This is a genomic window from Nonomuraea dietziae (genome assembly GCF_014195505.1).
In the GTDB taxonomy this organism is placed as follows: domain Bacteria; phylum Actinomycetota; class Actinomycetes; order Streptosporangiales; family Streptosporangiaceae; genus Nonomuraea; species Nonomuraea roseola.
The window spans coordinates 879,768-898,479 of sequence record NZ_JACIBV010000001.1; the positions used below are offsets into that span (position 1 = coordinate 879,768).

General features: G+C 72.3%; 16 protein-coding genes and 1 pseudogene. 11 read left to right on the forward strand and 6 right to left on the reverse strand.

The window, feature by feature from the left end:
* The first annotated feature begins 6 nt into the window (after window positions 1-6).
* The 3 genes from FHR33_RS04495 to FHR33_RS04505 are packed head-to-tail and all read left to right on the forward strand — an operon-like array spanning window position 7 to window position 2,798.
* Window positions 7-441, forward strand: a complete 435-nt coding sequence (locus FHR33_RS04495) for a hypothetical protein (RefSeq protein WP_183643899.1) — start codon at window positions 7-9, stop codon at window positions 439-441.
* 21 nt (window positions 442-462) lie between these two features.
* On the forward strand, window positions 463-1,563 hold the full coding sequence (locus FHR33_RS04500) for a cation diffusion facilitator family transporter (protein ID WP_183643902.1): 1,101 nt from the start codon (window positions 463-465) through the stop codon (window positions 1,561-1,563).
* A 56-nt stretch (window positions 1,564-1,619) separates the two neighbouring features.
* Window positions 1,620-2,798, forward strand: a complete 1,179-nt coding sequence (locus FHR33_RS04505) for a zinc-dependent alcohol dehydrogenase (RefSeq protein WP_183643905.1) — start codon at window positions 1,620-1,622, stop codon at window positions 2,796-2,798.
* A 100-nt stretch (window positions 2,799-2,898) separates the two neighbouring features.
* Here the strand turns inward: FHR33_RS04505 and FHR33_RS49780 are convergent, their stop codons facing one another.
* On the reverse strand, window positions 2,899-3,093 hold the full coding sequence (locus tag FHR33_RS49780; RefSeq protein WP_246453653.1) for a hypothetical protein: 195 nt from the start codon (window positions 3,091-3,093) through the stop codon (window positions 2,899-2,901).
* 25 nt (window positions 3,094-3,118) lie between these two features.
* Here FHR33_RS49780 and FHR33_RS49785 point away from each other — a divergent pair, with 25 nt between their 5' ends.
* Window positions 3,119-3,283, forward strand: a complete 165-nt coding sequence (locus FHR33_RS49785; RefSeq protein WP_246453654.1) for a hypothetical protein — start codon at window positions 3,119-3,121, stop codon at window positions 3,281-3,283.
* Between the two features lie 210 nt (window positions 3,284-3,493).
* On the opposite strand, the pseudogene FHR33_RS49790 reads toward FHR33_RS49785, so the two are convergent.
* Window positions 3,494-3,934, reverse strand: a pseudogene (locus FHR33_RS49790) (NAD-dependent epimerase/dehydratase family protein); the annotation flags it as partial.
* Between the two features lie 81 nt (window positions 3,935-4,015).
* Between FHR33_RS49790 and FHR33_RS04515 the strand changes: the two are divergent.
* On the forward strand, window positions 4,016-4,363 hold the full coding sequence (locus FHR33_RS04515; RefSeq protein ID WP_183643908.1) for an MmcQ/YjbR family DNA-binding protein: 348 nt from the start codon (window positions 4,016-4,018) through the stop codon (window positions 4,361-4,363).
* Here the strand turns inward: FHR33_RS04515 and FHR33_RS04520 are convergent.
* On the reverse strand, window positions 4,342-5,268 hold the full coding sequence (locus FHR33_RS04520) for a serine hydrolase (protein ID WP_183643910.1): 927 nt from the start codon (window positions 5,266-5,268) through the stop codon (window positions 4,342-4,344). The genes FHR33_RS04515 and FHR33_RS04520 overlap by 22 nt on opposite strands.
* An 83-nt stretch (window positions 5,269-5,351) precedes the next feature.
* Here FHR33_RS04520 and FHR33_RS04525 point away from each other — a divergent pair, with 83 nt between their 5' ends.
* Window positions 5,352-7,829 carry an ATP-dependent Clp protease ATP-binding subunit gene (locus FHR33_RS04525; RefSeq protein ID WP_183643913.1) on the forward strand — a complete coding sequence of 826 codons (2,478 nt, stop codon included), beginning with the start codon at window positions 5,352-5,354 and terminating at the stop codon, window positions 7,827-7,829.
* Here FHR33_RS04525 and FHR33_RS04530 read toward each other — a convergent pair.
* Both FHR33_RS04530 and FHR33_RS04535 read right to left on the reverse strand, forming a co-directional pair.
* The gene (locus tag FHR33_RS04530) at window positions 7,826-8,857 is read right to left on the reverse strand and encodes an aldo/keto reductase (RefSeq protein WP_183643915.1); all 1,032 of its coding nucleotides are present in this window, start codon (window positions 8,855-8,857) and stop codon (window positions 7,826-7,828) included. The genes FHR33_RS04525 and FHR33_RS04530 overlap by 4 nt on opposite strands.
* 5 nt (window positions 8,858-8,862) lie before the next feature.
* Window positions 8,863-9,516, reverse strand: a complete 654-nt coding sequence (locus tag FHR33_RS04535; RefSeq protein ID WP_183643918.1) for an SDR family oxidoreductase — start codon at window positions 9,514-9,516, stop codon at window positions 8,863-8,865.
* Between the two features lie 99 nt (window positions 9,517-9,615).
* Between FHR33_RS04535 and FHR33_RS04540 the strand changes: the two genes are divergently transcribed.
* The 4 genes from FHR33_RS04540 to FHR33_RS04555 all read left to right on the forward strand — a co-directional run bounded on the left by FHR33_RS04540 (window position 9,616) and on the right by FHR33_RS04555 (window position 14,585).
* Window positions 9,616-10,050 (forward strand): hypothetical protein, encoded by a 435-nt coding sequence (locus tag FHR33_RS04540; RefSeq protein ID WP_183643922.1) that lies wholly within the window; start codon window positions 9,616-9,618, stop codon window positions 10,048-10,050.
* Window positions 10,051-10,068: 18 nt separating this feature from the next.
* Window positions 10,069-10,758, forward strand: coding sequence for an HAD family hydrolase (locus FHR33_RS04545; RefSeq protein WP_183643925.1), 690 nt, complete (start codon window positions 10,069-10,071; stop codon window positions 10,756-10,758).
* A gap of 82 nt (window positions 10,759-10,840) precedes the next feature.
* Window positions 10,841-12,265, forward strand: a complete 1,425-nt coding sequence (gnd, locus tag FHR33_RS04550) for an NADP-dependent phosphogluconate dehydrogenase (RefSeq protein ID WP_183643928.1) — start codon at window positions 10,841-10,843, stop codon at window positions 12,263-12,265.
* 346 nt (window positions 12,266-12,611) lie between these two features.
* On the forward strand, window positions 12,612-14,585 hold the full coding sequence (locus FHR33_RS04555; RefSeq protein ID WP_183643931.1) for a sialidase family protein: 1,974 nt from the start codon (window positions 12,612-12,614) through the stop codon (window positions 14,583-14,585).
* Here the strand turns inward: FHR33_RS04555 and FHR33_RS04560 are convergent.
* Window positions 14,566-15,342, reverse strand: a complete 777-nt coding sequence (locus FHR33_RS04560; RefSeq protein WP_183643934.1) for an acyl-CoA thioesterase domain-containing protein — start codon at window positions 15,340-15,342, stop codon at window positions 14,566-14,568. The genes FHR33_RS04555 and FHR33_RS04560 overlap by 20 nt on opposite strands.
* A gap of 51 nt (window positions 15,343-15,393) precedes the next feature.
* Between FHR33_RS04560 and FHR33_RS04565 the strand changes: the two genes are divergently transcribed.
* On the forward strand, window positions 15,394-18,603 hold the full coding sequence (locus FHR33_RS04565) for an AfsR/SARP family transcriptional regulator (RefSeq protein ID WP_183643937.1): 3,210 nt from the start codon (window positions 15,394-15,396) through the stop codon (window positions 18,601-18,603).
* Window positions 18,604-18,712: the final 109 nt, after the last annotated feature.

The window sequence follows — 18,712 nt, forward strand, 5'->3', positions numbered from 1 at the left end:
ACCCCCATGATGGACCACATCTTCAGGGGAGCGCTTGCGGGAGCGAAGGCGACGACGGCGATGAGCGGGGTCATGCTCGCGGGGGACAAGCTGGGTCTGATGCGCGACCAGCCGCCCAAGCGCATCGTCAGGGCGCTGCTCCCCGGCCATCCCCGCGCGCCGAAGCAAGGAGAGAAACCGCTGGCCGTGCTGATGCACTACGCGTTCGGCGCGGGAGCGGGCGCGCTGCTGGCGCTGGTCACCAGGGGGCGCGGCGTGTCCTGGCCGGTCGGAGCCGCGTACGGCCTGGCGATCTGGCTGGCCAGCTACGAGGGCTGGGTCCCCGCGGTGGCGGCCATGCCGCCCGTCCACCGTGACCAGCCGGGGCGTCCGCTGGTGATGGCGGCGGGGCACGTGGTGTTCGGCTCGGTGCTGGCAGGGTCGCTGCGCAAGAACGCCTGAGACGGCCGAAGAGGTGAAGGCATGTCCGATCACACGCCCGCCGACGGCCACAGACCCGCCCATGGGCACGCGCACGACCGCGGGCACGACCATGGGCACGACCATGGACACGGGCATGGGCATGGGCGTTCCGGTGGTGGGGTCAGGCGGCTGCTGTCCCTGGTGGGTCACGCGTTCGCCGCGCACAGCCACGACAGCGCCGACAGGTCCGACCGGGCGCTGGAGTCCAGCGACAGAGGCATGCGGGTGCTGGGCGTCTCCTTCGCCGTCCTCATGGTCACCGCGACCGTCCAGGCCGTCATCGTGGCCCGTTCGGGCTCGGTGGCGCTGCTCGGCGACACCCTGCACAACTTCGCCGACGCGCTGACGGCGATCCCGCTGGCCATCGCGTTCACGCTGGGCAGGCGCGCCGCCACGCGCCGCTTCACCTACGGCTACGGCAGGGCCGAGGATCTCGCGGGGATCGTCATCGTGCTGCTGATCGCCGCCTCGGCGGGGCTGGCGGGCTACGAGGCCGTCAGGCGCCTCCTGGACCCGCAAGAGGTGCGGGCGCTGGCCTGGGTCGCCGCCGCGGGCGCGATCGGCTTCCTCGGCAACGAGTGGGTCGCCCGCTACCGCATCAGGGTCGGGCGTGAGATCGGCTCGGCCGCCCTGGTTGCCGACGGCCTGCACGCGCGCACCGACGGCTTCACCTCGCTCGCCGTGCTCCTCGGCGCGGGCGGCGCGGCGCTCGGCCTCCCCCTCGCCGACCCTGTCGTCGGCCTGCTGATCACGGTCGCCATCCTGTTCGTGCTGCGCGACGCGACGCGCGAGATCTACCACCGGCTGATGGACGCGGTCGATCCCGCGCTGGTCGAGAGGGCCGAGGCCGTGCTGGCGTCGGTGCCGGGCGTGCGGCGGGCCGGCTCGGTGCGGCTGCGCTGGATCGGTCACGCGCTGCGCGCCGAGGTCGACATCGTGGTGAGCCACGAACTGACGCTGGTGCAGGCGCACGCCGTCGCGGTGGAGGCCGAGCACCGCCTCATGCACGACCTGCGGGGCCTGCGCGCCGCCACGGTGCACGCCGATCCCGACGGCCCCACCGGCGCCGACCAGCACGCCGTCCTGGTCGAGCACCGGTAGGAGCGGCCGTCACGGGCGCGGCCGTTTCGGCGGTGTCTCACGGGTAGGCGGTTGCCATGAAAGCACTCACCTGGCACGGCAAGCGTGACGTCCGGGTCGAGGACGTCCCCGATCCTTCGATCAAGGAACCGACCGACGCGATCATCAAGGTCACCACGGCCGCCATCTGCGGCTCCGACCTGCACCTGTACGAGGTGCTCGGCCCGTTCATGGGCGAGGGCGACATCCTCGGCCACGAGACGATGGGCGTGGTGGAGGAGGTGGGCGCCGAGGTCACCCAGATCAGACCCGGCGAGCGGGTGGTCATCCCGTTCAACATCTCCTGCGGGCACTGCCACCTGTGCCGCATGGAGCTCTACGCGCAGTGCGAGACCACACAGGTGCGCGAGCACGGCACGGGAGCGGCCCTGTTCGGCTACACCAAGCTGTACGGACAGGTGCCCGGCGGCCAGGCGGAGTACCTCAGGGTGCCGCAGGCGCAGTTCGGCCCCGTCACCGTGCCGGAGGGCCCGCCCGACGAGCGCTTCCTCTACCTGTCCGATGTGCTGCCGACCTCCTGGCAGGCCGTGCAGTACGCCGACCTGCCCGAGGGCGGCAGCCTCACGGTCTTCGGGCTCGGCCCGATCGGCCAGATGAGCGCACGCATCGCCAAGCACCGCGGCCACCGCGTCATCGGCGTGGACGGCGTGCCCGAGCGCCTGGAGATGGCCAGGCGGCACGGCGTCGAGGTGCTGGACGCCCGCGACCTCGACGTGCCCGACAAGATCCGCGACCTCACCGGCGGCAGGGGCACCGACTCGGTCATCGACGCGGTCGGCATGGAGGCGCACGGCTCGCCGGTCGCCAAGTTCGGCCACGCGGTCACCGGGCTGCTGCCCGACATGGTGGCCGCGCCGCTGATGCGCACCGCGGGCGTGGACAGGCTGGCCGCGCTCAACCAGGCCATCGACACCGTCCGGCGCTGCGGCACCATCTCCGTCGTCGGCGTCTACGGCGGGATGGCCGACCCGATGCCCATGCTGAAGATGTTCGACAAGGGCATCACGCTCCGCATGGGGCAGGCCCACGTCCGGCGCTGGATCCCGCACCTGATGCCGCTCGTGCTGGACGACAGCGACCCCCTGGGCGTCATGGACCTGGCCACGCACCGCCTCCCGCTCGCCGAGGCGCCGCACGGCTACGAGATCTTCCAGAAGAAGCGCGACGGCGCCATCAAGGTGCTGCTCAAGCCCTGAGCCGCCGCCTGTCACGCGTGAGCCCCGGCCATGGCTTCCGGGGCTCACGCTCCTGCGTGGTCTGCTGCGAATCGGCTCTCGTCACCTGGTCGCCGGCGGGTCAGGGTCTGGCGCCGACCCCCGTGGTGAACTCCTCCTTCAGGTGGCCGGGCGCAAGGGGCGGGGTGTCCATGCCCGCTCCTCCCGACATCCCCTCGATCATCTCGCGCATCGCCTGCGCGGCGCCGTACTGGGGCTGCCAGCCCAGCTCGGTGCGGGCTCTGGTGGTGTCGAGGACGGGCAGGCTGAGCGCCATCTCGAGCAGGCCGGGTGAGGCCGGGATGAGGCGCGCGTGCCAGCCGGCCGCGACGGCGGTCCTGGCCAGCCACGGCGAGAGGGGAACCAGGCGCGCGCCGAACAGGTCGGCCAGCTCGGCCGCGCCGAGGACCGGCTCGGCGGCCAGGTTGAAGGCGCCCGAGACCTCGGAGACGACGGCCAGCCGGTAGGGCCTGGGCGGCGTCGGAGGTGTGCAGCGCCTGCACGCGCAGTCCCGGGATGTCGGGGATGAGCGGCATGCGGTGTACCAGCCTGCCGGGCAGGAACGGCCCGCCGAACAGCCGCCGCTGCTCGCTGGCCGCCTCCCGCTTGAAGATGAACGCAGGACGCATCCTGACCACCCTGATGGCCGGGTGGTCGCGCTCGAACAGGTCGAGGACGCGTTCGACGTAGGCCTTCTCCCTGCTGTACGCCGCGCGTGGCCAGCCGTGCGTGGGCCAGCTCTCGTCGACCGCGTGGTCCTTGAGGCCCGGGGAGTAGGCGCCCACGGACGAGGCGTGGATCAGTGCGGGGACCCGTGCCTGGGCGACGGAGCGGAAGACGGCCATGCTGCCGAGCACGTTGGCGCGCCAGGTGACCAGCGGGTCCCTCGTCGGCTGGAACAGCCAGGCCAGGTGGATCACGGCGTCGGCGCCCTCGAAGACCCCTGTCAGATCGTCGTCGGCGACGTCGGCGGTGTGCCAGCTGGTCTTGGGTCCCGGACTCCATCGAGGCCTGCGGCGGGCGACGCCGACGACGGAGGTGACGCGGTGTTCGGATTCGAGCGACTCCAGCACGCTGGTTCCGACGTTTCCTGACGCGCCGACCACGATGACTCTCATGAAGCGCGACTGCCCGGACGAATACCGATCAAACCGGACATGGGCGAACCTGGAGGCCCCGCCGAGCACTAGATTGGCGGCATGGTCACGGTCGAGGACGTACGCCGCCTGACGTCGAAGTTTCCCCGCTCCTCCGAGCACCTGATCCGCGATCGCGTGAAGTTCCGCGTGGGCTCCATCGTCTACGTCGCCTTCTCCAGAGACGAGACGATCATGGGGTTCGGCTTCCCCAAGGAGGAGCGGGCCGCGCTCGTGGCGGCCGAGCCCGACAAGTTCCTCATGCCGTCCGAGAGCGACCTGCGCTTCCACTGGGTGCAGGCGCGCATGGCCGCGCTCGACGAGCCCGAGATGCGCGAATTGGTGACCGAGGCGTGGCGGATGGCGGTGCCGAAGAAGGTCTACGCCGCCTATCTGAAGACGCTCAGGTAGAGCTCGCGCGCCAGCGCGGTGGTGCGCTTCACCGAGTCGCTCCAGCCGCCGCCCGCCGGATGCGCGGTGAGCAGCACCAGGATCAGCCTGTCGTCCTTGCCGACCAGCCCGGTCGTGTGCAGGACCGGCCTGCCCAGGTCGGGAACCCCTGATCGCGCCGCCTGGCTCGCGGGAGCCTGGGCGGCGGGGGCGGCCATGGGGGCGGCGGCCACGGGAGCGGTCGAGGAGAGCGCGGGAGTGGCCGGGGCCGCGAGAGCGCCGCCCGCGGGGCGCCCCGAGCACTTCACCGGCGGCACGGTCCCGAAACCCGACCAGCCCTGCTTGACCGCCCAGGGGCGGGGCACGCCGTCCGGGATGCCGAAGGTCTGGTCGAAGCCGTCGCTGCCGCAGGGGGTCGCCTGCCTCAGGTGCCCGACGATCAGGTCGCGCACCCTCGGCGCCGCCCTGTCCATCAGGTAGCGGTAGGTCCTGGCCACGTCGTAGGCGCTCAGCGAGGTGTAGCCCCAGAAGCCGGGCTTGTCGGCGGGCGGCGGGGCGGTGTCGGCCAGGCCGAGCCGCCTGGCCGTACGGGCCACGATGGCGCCCTTGCCGCCGCGATCCCAGAAGGCCGAGGCCGCGTCGTCGTCACTGGAGCGCAGCATGATCTTGAGCTGCGCGAGGTCGCGGGCGGACGGTTTGGCGGTCCGCTCGAGGAAGTCGATCGCGATGAGAATCTTGATCACCGAGGCGGACCTGAACGCCCTGTGCGCGAGCCGGTGCGCGACGATCTTCCCCGCCACCCTGTCGAAGACCACGTAGCCGGCCGTCGTCCCCGCGGGCACCTTGGGGGGAGCGGCGGCCAGCGCGGGCGTGCCCGCCAGAAGGGGGACGGCGGCGGCCACGGCCAGCCATGGCTTGATTCGCATCCGCCATGTCTATCAGAGGCGGGCCACAACAGCTTTGCCGCAGGCTGGGCTTGTATGGGGAAATGTCCGGCAACGGGCTTCTTATGTCGGATACGCCATTCGGGTCCTTCTTCGGCGACCCATTCAGAGGGTTCGAACAGCTCAGCGGCCGGGTGTTCGGCGGTATGGAGTCCTGGCCTCCCACCCGGCCCAGCGTGCAGCGCGTCGACGTGGGCAGGCTGCTGAGCGAGCCGGCCAGGCAGCTGCTGGCGAGAGCCGTCCAGATCGCCGCCGACAGGGGCGCCCCCGACGTCGACGTCCTGGACCTGCTGGCCGCGGCCACCGAGGAGGAGCCGGGCCGGGCCCTGCTGCTGTCGTCCGGCGCCGACCCCGGCAAGCTGCGCGAGCGCGTCGAGAGCGTGTCCCAGGGCGGGGCGCCGGGCGAGGCGCCCACCACCTTCTCCCCCGCCGCCAAGCGTGCGGTGCTCGACGCCCAGCGCGTCTCACGCGCCCTCGGCGCCTCCTACATCGGCCCCGAACACCTGCTGCTCGCCCTCGCCGCCAACCCCGACTCCACCGCCGCCCGCCTGCTGGCCGAGCAGGGCGTCTCCGCCGGCGAACTGCAGACCGCCACCCTCGCCGAGCCCGAGCGCGGCGTCACGCCGAAGGGGGAGACCCCCGCGCTCGACGAGTACGGCAGAGACCTGACGGAGGAGGCGAGGAAGGGCGGCCTCGACCCCGTCGTCGGCAGGGAGGAGGAGATCGAGCAGGCCATCGAGGTCCTCTCGCGCCGCACCAAGAACAACCCGGTCCTCATCGGCGAGCCCGGCGTCGGCAAGACCGCCATCGTCGAGGGCATCGCCCAGCGCATCGTCAACGGCAGCGTGCCCGACACGCTCAAGGACCGCAGGGTGGTCGCGCTCGATCTGACCGGCATGGTGGCGGGGTCGAAGTACAGGGGCGAGTTCGAGGAACGGATCAAGAAGGTCATCGACGAGGTGCGCCAGCACTCCGACGAGATCGTGGTGTTCATCGACGAGGTGCACACCCTGGTCGGCGCGGGCTCGGCCGAGGGCGGCATGGACGCGGCCAACATTCTCAAGCCTGCCCTGTCCAGGGGCGAGCTGCACGTCGTCGCGGCCACCACCATCGACGAGTACCGCAAGCACATCGAGAAGGACGCCGCCCTGGAACGCCGCTTCCAGCCCGTGCTGGTGCCCGAGCCGAGCGTCGAGGACACCGTCGGCATCCTCGCGGGGCTGCGCGACGCCTACGAGGCCCACCACCAGGTCCGCATCACCGACGACGCCCTCGACGCGGCCGCGAGCCTGTCGGCCCGCTACATCGCCGACCGCTTCCTGCCCGACAAGGCCATCGACCTGATGGACCAGGCCGCCGCCAGGGTGCGGCTGCGCGCCCGCACGCCCGCCGCCGACGTGCGCGAGCTGGAGGAGCGGGTGGCGTCGCTGCGCAGGGAGAAGGACCAGGCGGTCGCGGGCGACGAGTTCGACAGGGCGAAGGAGCTGACCTCGGAGATCGACAGGCTCAGGCCCGAGCTCGAGAACGCCCGTCACGGCCACGACACCGTGCCGGAGGTGACCATGGCCGACATCGCCGAGGTGGTCTCGCGGCGCACCGGCATCCCCGTCTCGCAACTCACCGAGCAGGAGCGCGACCGGCTGCTGCGCCTGGAGCAACACCTGCACGAGCGCGTCATCGGCCAGGACGAGGCTGTCACCGCGGTCGCCGAGGCCGTACGGCGGGCGAGGGCGGGCCTGTCGGACCCCAACAGGCCGATCGGCAGCTTCCTCTTCCTCGGCCCGACGGGTGTAGGCAAGACCGAGCTGGCCAGGGCTCTGGCCGGAGCGCTGTTCGGCGGCGAGGACCACATGGTCCGCATCGACATGAGCGAGTTCGGCGAGCGGCACACCACGGCCAGGCTGGTGGGCGCGCCGCCCGGATACGTCGGCTACGAGGAGGCGGGACAGCTGACCGAGGCCGTCCGCCGCCGACCGCACACCGTGGTGCTGCTCGACGAGATCGAGAAGGCGCACCCCGACGTCATGAACCTGCTGCTGCAGATGCTCGACGACGGCCGCCTCACCGACGGGCAGGGCCGCACGGTCGACTTCACCAACGCCATCGTGATCATGACGAGCAACCTCGGCGCCCAGCTCATCCTGCATGGCGGCGACGACGTCGAGGAGCGGCTCATGGACCTGCTGAAGTCGACGCTCAAGCCTGAGCTGCTCAACCGCATCGACGAGACGATCATCTTCACGCGCCTGGCCGGCGAGCAGCTGCGCCAGATCGTGGACCTGCTGCTGGAGAAGACCAGGCAGCGGCTGCGCGGCCAGGGCATCGAGCTGAGCGTCAGCGACCAGGCCAAGGACTGGCTGGCCGAGCACGGCTACCAGCCCGAGTTCGGGGCGCGGCCGCTGCGCCGTACCGTGCAACGCGAGCTGGACAACCGGCTGTCGTCGCTGCTGCTGGGCGGCCAGGCGAAGGAGGGCGACACCGTGGAGGTGGACGTGAGCGGCGGCGGCCTCGAGGTGAAGGTGGCCGCCGCCCAGGCGGCCTAGCGGCGGCGCAGCCTCGCGTCGGTCAGCGCGGGCGGCTGCCAGCCGCTGTCGCCCGCGTTCAGCGTGACGCCGGGCGGGACGATCTCGTCGATCCTGTCGAGCACGTCGTCGCTCAGCTTCACCTCGTCGGCGCCGAGCTGACCCTCCAGGTGCTCCATGGTCCTCGGTCCGATGATGGCCGAGCTCACCCCTGGATGCCGCAGGGTGAAGGCCAGGGCCAGGTGGATCAGCGTCAGCCCCGCTTCCTCAGCCAGCACCGCGAGCTGTTCCACGACCTCCAGCTTGCGCTGGTTGGCCGGCAGCGACAGGTCGTAGCGCTCGGGGATGCGCGCGGCCCTGCGCGACTGCGGCGTCTCGGCGCCCTGGCGATAGCGTCCCGACAGCCAGCCGCCCGCCAGCGGGCTCCACACGATGGCGCCCATGCCGTACTTCTGGACCACGGGCAGCACGTCGGCCTCGATGCCGCGCACCAGCAGGGAGTACGGCGGCTGCTCGCACACGAACCGCTCGAGGCCGCGCCGCTCGGCCGCCCAGTGCGCCTCGACCAGCTGGTGGGCGGGGAAGGTGGAGCTGCCGACGTAGCGGACCTTGCCCTGCCGTACGAGGTCGGTCAGCGCGCCGAGCGTCTCCTCGATGTCGGTGTCGGGGTCGGGCCTGTGGATCTGGTAGAGGTCGATCCAGTCGGTGCCCAGGCGGCGCAGGCTGTCCTCGACGGCCTGGAAGATCCAGCGCCTGGAGTTGCCGCGCTGGTTGGGTCCCTCCCCCATCACGCCGTGCACCTTGGTGGCCAGCACCACCTCCTCGCGCCTGCCCGACTTGGCCAGGGCCCCGCCGACGATCTCCTCCGACTCCCCCTGGGAGTAGACGTCGGCGGTGTCGATGAAGTTGACGCCCGAGTCGAGGGCGCGCTCGATGATCCTGGTGGACTCCTCCACGGAATGCTCGCCCCATCCGCCGAACATCATGGCGCCGAGGCAGAGCGGACTGACCTTGAGACCGGTTCTTCCGAGTGCGCGGTATTCAGTCACATCTCTCAGAGTGCCTGAACCGCCCTGTCGAGGGGCACGTCGCCCTCCACCAGCTCCAGCGTCATGCCGGCGGTGCGGGGCGCGTCGAGCAGCGCCACCACCACCGCGGCCACGTCGTCGCGCGCCACCTTGCCCCTGGGCACCGGCGACGGCGCGAGCAGGACCCCGCCCGCGCCCGGCTCGTCGGTCAGGCCGCCGGGCCGCAGGATCGTCCAGTCGAGGTCGCGGCCGCGCAGGTCGTCCTCCGCCGCGGTCTTGGCGGCGATGTAGGCCGCCCACACCTCGTCGGTGCCAGGGCGCGGCGGGGCGCCCGCGCCCATCGAGGAGATCTGCACGAACCTGCGCACGCCCGCGCGCTCGGCGGCCTCGGCCAGCAGCACGGAGGCCCCCCTGTCGACGGTGTCCTTGCGGGCCGCCCCGCTGCCGGGACCCGCTCCCGCCGCGAAGACGACCGCGTCGGCGCCGTCGAGGAGCTTGGCCACCTGCTCGGCCGAGGCGCTCTCCAGGTCGCAGACGACGGCCTGGCCGCCCGCCGACTCCACGTCGGCCCGGTGATCGGGGTTGCGGACCAGCCCCACGGCCTGGTCCCCCCGCTCGGCCAGCCTGCGCTCCAGCAGAAGCGCGATCTTCCCGTGTCCACCAGCGATCAGCACACGCATGGCTCCAGCGTTTCACACGGGGAAGGCATGCGTTTCACCCGGTCACCTCATGACAGCGCGCATCTGGGACCCGCGAGCGACCTCCCGCACGCTGAAGCCATGACAAAGACAGCCGCACTCCGCTTCGCCTGGCACTTCGGCGAGATGCTCGTCGCGATGATCCTCGGCATGGTGCTGCTCGGCCCCGTGTGGGACGCGCTCACCTCCTGGCTCGGCCTCGCGGCCCTGTTCGCCAGGACCGACGTCGCGGTCATGGTCATGGCCGCCGACATGACCGTCGCCATGACGATCTGGATGCGCTACCGGGGCCACTCCTGGGCCCCGGTCGCCGAGATGGGCGCGGCGATGTTCGTGCCGTTCCTGCTGCTCCTTCCGCCCCACTGGCTCGGCGCGCTGTCGGGAGAGGTCGTGATGATCGCCGGGCACGTCCTGATGCTGCCCGCCATGCTGGCCGCGATGCTGTGGCGCAGGGACGAGTACACGCGCGGTCACAAGGACCACGCGAGCCCGCCCGCCGTCGGCCGCCCGAGGTGACCTGACCACAATGGAGCAATGGACTACACCGCACCACCGGGGCCCGCCTTCCTGTTCGACCTCGACGGCACCCTAATCGACAGCGTCTACCAGCACGTCATCGCCTGGCGCAGCGCCCTGTCCGGCATGGGGGTCGACCTGTCGGTGTGGCGGATCCACCGCAGGATCGGCATGAGCGGCGGCCTGTTCGTCACCGCCCTGCTCAGGGAGACCGGCCTCAGCCTCACCCAGCAGCAGATCGACGACCTGCAGCAGGCGCACGCCGCCGCCTACCTGGATCAGATCGACACGGTGCGGCCGCTGCCGGGCGCCATCGAGCTGCTGCGCGAGCTGACCCAGCGCCAGGTCCCCTGGGCCATCGCCACCAGCGGATACGCCAAGACCGCCCGCAGGGCGCTGGGCATGCTGAAGCTCCCTGACGACACCCCCATGGTCACCCGCGACCTGGTACGGCGCGCCAAGCCAGACCCCGACCTGTTCCTGGCCGGAGCCGCCCTGCTCGGCGTCGACCCCCGCCACGCCATGGTCGTCGGCGACAGCGTCTGGGACCTGCTGGCCGCCAGAAGGGCGGGCGCGCTCGGCATCGGCCTGCAGTCCGGCGGGTACGGCAGGGACGAACTCGAACGCTCGGGCGCCTTCCGCGTCTACGCCGATCCGGCCGACATGCTCAGCAGGCTCGACGAGCTGGGCGTGCGTCTGGGGGAATAACCGCGGGGCGCCGAACCGATCTGGTGAGGGACGCGTATCTTCCCGCGAACACCTCGCGCGTTCGTGCGAAACAGGAGCTGACATGGATCTGGCAGACATCGGCGTGACGGGGCTGGCCACGATGGGCCGCAACCTTGCCCGCAACTTCGCCCGCAACGGCTACGCGGTCGCGGTGCACAACCGCTCGCACAGCCGTACGGAGGCGCTGGTCAAGGAGTTCGGCGGCGAGGGCACCTTCCTGCCGTCGGAGGACGTGGCCGACTTCGTCGCCTCGCTCAAACGGCCCCGCCGAGCGATCATCATGGTGAAGGCCGGCGCGGGCACCGACGCGGTCATCGACCAGTTGGCCGACCTGATGGAGCCGGGCGACATGATCGTCGACGGCGGCAACGCCCACTTCGAGGACACCAGGCGCAGGGAGGCGGCGCTGCGCGAGCGCGGCATCCACTTCGTCGGCACCGGCATCTCGGGCGGCGAGGAGGGCGCGCTGCTCGGCCCGAGCATCATGCCGGGCGGCTCCCGTGAGTCCTACGAGGCGCTCGGCCCCATGCTGGAGAGCATCGCGGCCCAGGTCGACGGTGTCCCCTGCGCGACCTACGTCGGGCCTGACGGCGCGGGCCACTTCGTCAAGATGGTGCACAACGGCATCGAGTACTCCGACATGCAGCTCATCGCCGAGTCCTACGACCTGCTGCGCCAGGCCCTCGGTGCCACGCCTGCCGAGCTGGCCCAGGTCTTCAGGGAGTGGAACCAGGGCGACCTGGAGTCGTACCTGATCGAGATCACCGCCGAGGTGCTCGACCAGGTCGACGCCGAGACGGGCCGCCCGTTCGTGGACGTCGTGGTCGACCGGGCCGAGCAGAAGGGCACCGGCCGCTGGACCGTCCAGAGCGCGCTCGAACTGGGCGTCCCCGTCACCGGCATCGCCGAGGCGGTCTTCGCCCGCGCCCTGTCGGGCCATCCCGCCCAGCGCGAGGCCGCTCGGGGGCTCGAAGGCCCCTCGCTGTCGGGCGTCGCTGGCAAGGAGCTGGTCGAGGACGTGCGGCAGGCGCTGTACGCCTCCAAGATCGTGGCCTACGCCCAGGGCTTCGACCAGATCGCCGCCGCTTCCAAGGAGTACGGCTGGGACGTCGACCTCGGCGCGATGGCCACGATCTGGCGGGGCGGCTGCATCATCAGGGCGCGTTTCCTCGACAGGATCCGCGCCGCCTACGACGCCGACCCCACGCTGGCCACGCTGCTGGCCGACGAGGGCTTCGCGGGGGCGCTCGCGGCCGCGCAGGAGGCGTGGCGGCGGGTGGTGACCACGGCGGTGAGGATCGGGGTGCCGACCCCCGGCTTCTCCTCCGCGCTGGCCTACTACGACGGGCTGCGCAGGGACAGGCTGCCGGCGGCGCTGGTGCAGGGGCTGCGCGACTATTTCGGGGCGCACACCTACCAGCGGGTGGACAAGGAGGGCGCCTTCCACGTCGACTGGTCGGGCGACAGGGTCGAGCACACCGCGTGAGCGCCTTTACATTGTAGATTTTTCTGGAGCGCCGGGGATTTTACCCAATTCCCGGCGCTCCGGCGTCTTCCCATGCGTCTAACCGTGGACAGCTGACCTGCTAGGTCCTGGTTTCTCACCGTCTCGGCCGAAAGGACAACCGCGCCCCATCTGACGTCAAGAGGCCCGTGACGGGGTACGGGCCTGATGTGACGGCCGGACCGAAGTCCTGCTGGAGTGGCGTGCATGGACAGAGGGTCACCGGTGACTACGGTGGGCTGTCGGAGGCTTGCCGTACAGCGGCGGGCAGGTGAACGTCGGGTGAGCACGCTCACCCGCGGGCACGGCTGCGACGGAAGATGGGTGGGTGAAGTGGCCCGAAGCGGATGTGGTGGGGCCGTGCGTGAGCGAGCCGGTGACGGTCTTCGCCACGGCGGACAGACGTGCGGACGGAGAGCTGGCGCACGAGGGCAACAGGGTTCCGGACATCGCGGTGCTCGATCAGGACACGCTGGTGGTCGGCTGGAGGTCGGGGGTGGCCGACCCCATGGACGCCACACCCGCCGACCAGGGTTCGATCGGCTTCGCCCGCTCGGCCGACGGCGGGCGCACCTGGACCACGGGGACGCTGGCGGCGGCGACGGACACGCACCGCTACCACTACGTGATCTTCCTCAACGACTCCGGTGTGCTTTACGCCCTGCTGGGACGTATCACGATCAGCGACGATCGCGACAGCGCGGGCAACGTCGACGGCTTTCCTGTCAGGATGGTCGCCAAGCGCAGCGCCGACGCGGGTGTGACATGGGAGGACTTTCCCCTCACGGTCGAGGTGCCGGACAACGGCAGGGGTGTCGTCGTGGCCGGCAAGCCGATCAGGCACGAGGGTGTGTGGCTGCTGCCGTTCTGGCGGCAGACGGGGAGCGGCACCAGGGCCGGGGTGCTGCGATCGACGGACCTGCGGACGTGGCGCTCGGGCCGGCCGGCCGAGCCCCCGCGGGGAATCGGGGTGGAGGAGCCTCAGGTGGCGCCCGCCCAGGAGGGTGGCCTGGTGATGGTGGCCAGGGCGCTCGACCTGCGGGGCGGCTCGTCGCCGGAGGCCAGGGACGCGAGGTACCGCGCCCACGCGGCGCACGCGGCGGTGTCGAGGAGCGCGGACGGGGGACTCACCTGGGAACCGATGTCCCTGGACCCCCAGCTCCCGAATTATTACGTCAAGGGGTTCTTCACCACGGATGCCGAGGGGCGGTATCTCACGATCTACAACACCTTGGCGGGCCCTTTCAGGGGTGAGAGGCCCGAGCAGTACCGGGAGGTACTGCACTACAAGGTGAAGCCGCAGGGCCGCCCGTGGGGGCCCGGACGGCTGTTCGCCGACGGGACCAGGCTGACCAGGGGCGCGGCGCGAGGCTGGGACGTCTACGCCAGCGCGCAGGAGTACGCGCCGGGCCGCTTCTTCGTCGTGTGGGAACACAACCAGATCGCGATCAGGGTCGCCAGGCTCGACCTGACCCGCGCCTTCACCGGTGTCCGGCTGTCCGGCCCCGGCTCGGCGCCACAGGCCCCGCCCGCCGGGTTCGTGGCCACCGTGGAGGGCGACGACTTCGAGTTCACCATCGCCGGCCGGATGACCCTCGCGGTGGGAGCGGGCGGCGTGTCGCTGGACGGGCGCGCCGTCCTGGAGCCCGGAGGGACGCGCTGGCGGGTGGTGGCCGACCGGCGCGGCGAGGCCGGTCTGTGGCGCGACCTCACCGACACCGGCCTGCGCTGGCGCCTCCCGCCCGGGCCCGACCTCGGCGAGGTCACCCTGACGGGACGTGCCACGGTCGAGGTCACCGACAACCTCGCGGGACTGCCGTGGGCGGGCTGGACGCTGTCGGGCAGCCGCGTCACCGACGGCAGGCTCGACCTGCGCGGCTCGGCCACCGTCCCGCTGGAGATCGCCGAGTCGTGCGACTTCACGGTGGAGTTCAGTGGCAGGGTCGTCGACGACAGCGCCCTCGACCCGGTCACCGGTCTCGGCGTCAGCCTCGGCACCAAGGTCGCCAACGGCGCCCGCAGGCTCATGATGACCGTCCAGAAGGGAGAGGTCTGGGCGATGCCCAAGGGCTCCTCACGATGGGAACGCGTGCACAGGGGCCGCGCGGGGCTCTGGCGGGTCAGCGTCGACAGCGCGGGGGTGGCCAGGCTGTTCGCCGACGGCGCCGACACCGGCGCGAGGTGGGTGGTTCAGGACAGCCGCGAGCGCCCGCAGGCCACCCACTGGGTGAGCGCGACGGCAGGCGGCAACACCGCCGCCGCCCTCCTCGACTGGACCCTGGTCACCGCAACGCTCGGCTAGGAGGGTTGGCCACCGCCGTCACCGTCACGTACCCGATCGGTCCCTGCGCGTCGTGCATGACGCACTGCCCGAGCGCCACCCCTTCGTTGCCGAGGTGGCCGATGGTCTCCAGCCCGAGTTCGGGACTGCGCGGCAGGCGGCTGAGGGTGAGGGTGTAGTCGGCGTTGATGTAGTGCAGGCCCTCGGTGCCGACGTTGCTGAGCGGGCTGGCGAAGTCGGCGGCCAGCGCGGCCAGCGTGAACGGCGAGACCTCCTCGCCCTCGACCAGCGGGCGGACCTCCCTGACCCATGCCCTGTGCGGACCCGGCCGCTCGCCCCAGCCGGTGAGCTGCCACAGCTCGAACGGCAGCGGCGGCCCTCCTGGCGGCGGCGGGCCCTGCGGCAGCGGCTCCTCCCACGCCCTGGTGTGGGTCAGCGCCCCGGGGGGCTGCTCGCCGTTGCGCAGCAGGACGGCGCTGGCCCTGGCGACCTGGCCCTGCTCGGTCGAGAGGACGGCGTCGGCGACCCTGATCCTGCGGCCGTCCCTGACCCTGACGGCCTCCACCGTCAGCGGGAGCAGCGGGCTGTTGCGGAACAGGTCGACGGTCAGCCTCGCGAAGTGCAACCCCTCCTCGCCGTGCTCGGCCTCGATGGCCCTGGCGGCCAGGCCGCCGAGCAGGCGGCCGTGCAGCATGTCGACGGCCCAGGGGCTGTGCGCGTGCGGCGCGGGGACGTACTCGCCTTTGGTGAGGGCGAAGAACGCCCCGAGATTATCCACAGAATGTGATTCTAAAACGTCGGCGGGGCGAGAGGTGGCGACAATCGAGGTATGAGATTCGGCGTGCTCGGCCCGACAGAGGTCTCCGGCGTCCCTGTGAGAGGCGCGGGGCTCAGCGGCCTGCTCGTGCTGCTGGCGCTGGAGGCGGGCCGGGTCGTCTCCGTCGACCGGCTGGTCGAGGCGCTCTACGGGCCCTCGGGCACGGTCAACGCGCTGCAGTCGCAGGTGTCGCGGTTGCGGGGGCTGGTCGGGGTGCCGCTGGAGCTCGGGCCCGCCGGTTACCGGCTGGTGGTCGATCCGCTCGAGGTCGACGCCCACCTGTTCACGCACGCGGTGGCCGCGGCGCGCAGGGCGTCCTCACCGGGTGAGCGGGCGCGGCTGCTGCGTGAGGCGCTCGGCCTGTGGCGCGGTCCCGCGCTGGCCGACGTCCTGACGCTGCCCTTCGCCGAGGCGGAGGCCGCCGCGCTGGAGGAGCTGCGCCTCTCGGCCGTGGAGGACCGGGTCGAGGCCGACCTGCTCACGGGCTGCGCCCCGCTCGCCGAGCTGGTCTCCGAGTTGGGCGAGCTGGTGCGGCGGCAGCCGCTGAGGGAGCGGCTGCGAGGTCAGCTCATGCTCGCCCTGGCCAGGTCGGGGCGCAGGGCAGAGGCGTTGGAGGTGTTCGAGGAGGCGCGCAAGACGCTGGCCGAGGAGCTGGGCGCCGACCCCTCGCCCGAGCTGGCCGCCCTCCACCTGAGCCTGCTGCGCGACGAACCACCCTCCGCCGTGGCCTCGCCCGCCGCCTCCGCCGGCCCGCTCGCCGTGGGGCGCCTGCCGGCGGCGTCCGTCTCCGCTGAGGCCCTCGGCGCGGCGTCGGCGCTGCGGCCCCGGGCGCCCAGACCGCGGCTGACCAGCTTCGTCGGGCGCGACCACGAGCTTCGCCTGGTCGGCCGGCTGCTCGGCCGAGGCCGTCTGCTGACGCTCGCGGGGCCCGGCGGCGCGGGCAAGACGAGGCTGGCCGTCGAGGCGGTCGAGGCGGCCCACGGCCTCGGGGAGGTGTGCTTCGTCGAGCTGGCCCCGCTCGGCCCCGGCAGCGACGTCGCGCTGGCGGTGCTCACCGCGCTCGGCCTGCCGTACGGCCACTCCGAACCACCGGGCCCGCTGTCGGCCGCGCGCCAGGACCCTTCGGCGTCGATGTCCCTCCCGCGTGGAGTGCCGCCTGTCGACGCGCTGGTGACGGCCCTCGGCGACCATCGCGTCACGCTCGTCCTCGACAACTGCGAGCACCTCGTCGAGGCGGCCGCGCTGCTCGTCGACCGGATCCTCGCCGAGTGCCAGCGCGTGCGCGTGCTGGCCACCAGCCGCGAGCCGCTGAACATCGACGGCGAGCAGGTCCTGCCCATCGCCCCGCTCCCCCAGCCGCCGCACGGTCTCGACCTCGAGCAGGCGCGCGAGCACCCCGCGGTGCGGCTGCTGGCAGACAGGGCGGCGGCCGTCCGCCACGGTTTCACCGTCACCGGCGACAACCTCGAGCCCGTCCTGCGCATCTGCAGGGCGCTCGACGGGCTGCCGCTGGCGATCGAGCTGGCCGCCGCCAGGCTGCGGGCGCTCACCCCCGCCGAGGTCGCCGCCAGGCTCGACGACCGCTTCAGGCTGCTGACCGGCGGCAGCCGTACGGCGCTGCCCCGCCATCGCACGCTGCGCGCGGTCGTCGCGTGGAGCTGGGACCTGCTCGACCCCGCGGAGCGCACCCTGGCCGCCAGGCTGTCGGTGTTCGTCTCCGGCACGACGGCCGAGGCGGCCGAGCGGGTCTGCGGCGGCGACCTCGACCTGCTCTCCGCGCTGGTCGACAAGTCGATCGTGCAGGCCGACGGCGGGCGCTTCGGCATGCTCGAGACCGTCAGGGCCTTCTGCGCCGAACGGCTGGCCGAGTCGGGTGAGGAGCAGCGCGTCAGGCAGGCGCACGCCGAGCACTACGCCCGCATGGCCGCCTCCGCCGAGTCCCAGCTTCGCGGACCCGACCAGCTGCGCCGGCTGGCCGAGCTGGCGGCCGAGCACGACAACCTGCGCGCGGCGCTGCGCTGGGCCATCGACACGGGGCGGGCCGAGATGGCGCTGCGCCTGACCGCCGACCTGTGGATGTACTGGTGGCTGCGCGGCCTGCGGCACGAGGGGGCGCTGCTGTCGGCCGAGGTGCTCGACCTGGTGGGGCCCGAACCTCCCGAGGGCCTGGCGGAGGACCACATCATGTGCGCGCTGCAGATGGTGACGACGGGGCGGCCGCTGGAGGAGGCGCGGGAGCGTCTGGACAACGCCGAGCGCCTTGCGCGCGGTATGGCCGAGCCGCCGCGCCACCCGCTGATCGCCATGGTCAGGCCCTATCCGGCGATCGCCTCCGGCGACTACACCCTGCTGCTGCCCGCGCTGCTGGCCGCCACCACCGCCTCCGATCCCTGGTCGAGGGCCTTCGCCAGGCTGCTGCTCGGCTACCTGCGGCTGGGCGCCGGCGAGGTCGAGGCGGGAGAGCGCGAGCTGCGGCTGGCGCTCGACACCTTCCGCATGGCCGGCGACAGGTGGGGCGTGGGTCAGGCGATGCTCCAGCTTTCGGAGCTGTCGGGATGGCGCGGCGAGCACAAGGAGGCGATAGCGATGGCGGAGGAGGCGCTGGAGGTGATCGCGCCCTTCGGCGCCACCGAGGACACCGCGCTGCTGATGTCGCGCCGCGGAGCCGAGCTGGCCCGCGCGGGCGACCTCGCCGCCGCCGAGGTGGAGCTGGAGCGGGCCGCCTGCATGGCGCGCCACCTGCCGGGCTCGGAGGCGGAGGCGATCGCGACCTACGGGCTGGCCGAGCTGGCCCGGCTGGGCGGCGACCCCGCGCGGGCGACCGAGCTCTACATGGCTGCCCTGGCGGGCTGCGAGGCGCACTGGCTCGGGGCGCACGAGACGCGGGGTCGCGTCCTGATCGGGCTCGGCAGGGTGGAGGGCGACGGAGCGCGGCTGCGCGAGGCCTACGACCTCCTGGTCGACGTCCTCGATCTGCCGGGCGCCTCCGGCGCGGTGGAAGCCATGGCCGAGCTGGTGCTTCGCGAAGGGCCGGCCGCTCGCGCGGCCTTCCTGCTGGGGGCGGCGGTGTCGCTGCGCGGCGCCGCTCTGACCGACGGGCCCGATGTGGTCCGTACGGCGGGCGAGGCCAGGCGGGTGCTGGGCGACGCGGCGTTCGAGCGGTCCTACCAGCGTGGCTGCTCGACACCTCGCGACCAGGTCGCCGACCTGCTGCCCTTCTGACCCCCGCTACCCGTGTCACGCCCTCCCCCGCGCCCGGTGTTCCCGGGGCCGGGAGGGCGGCACCAACCACTCCCACCACACCGGAGGCTGCTCCCGCGCCTCGATGTCG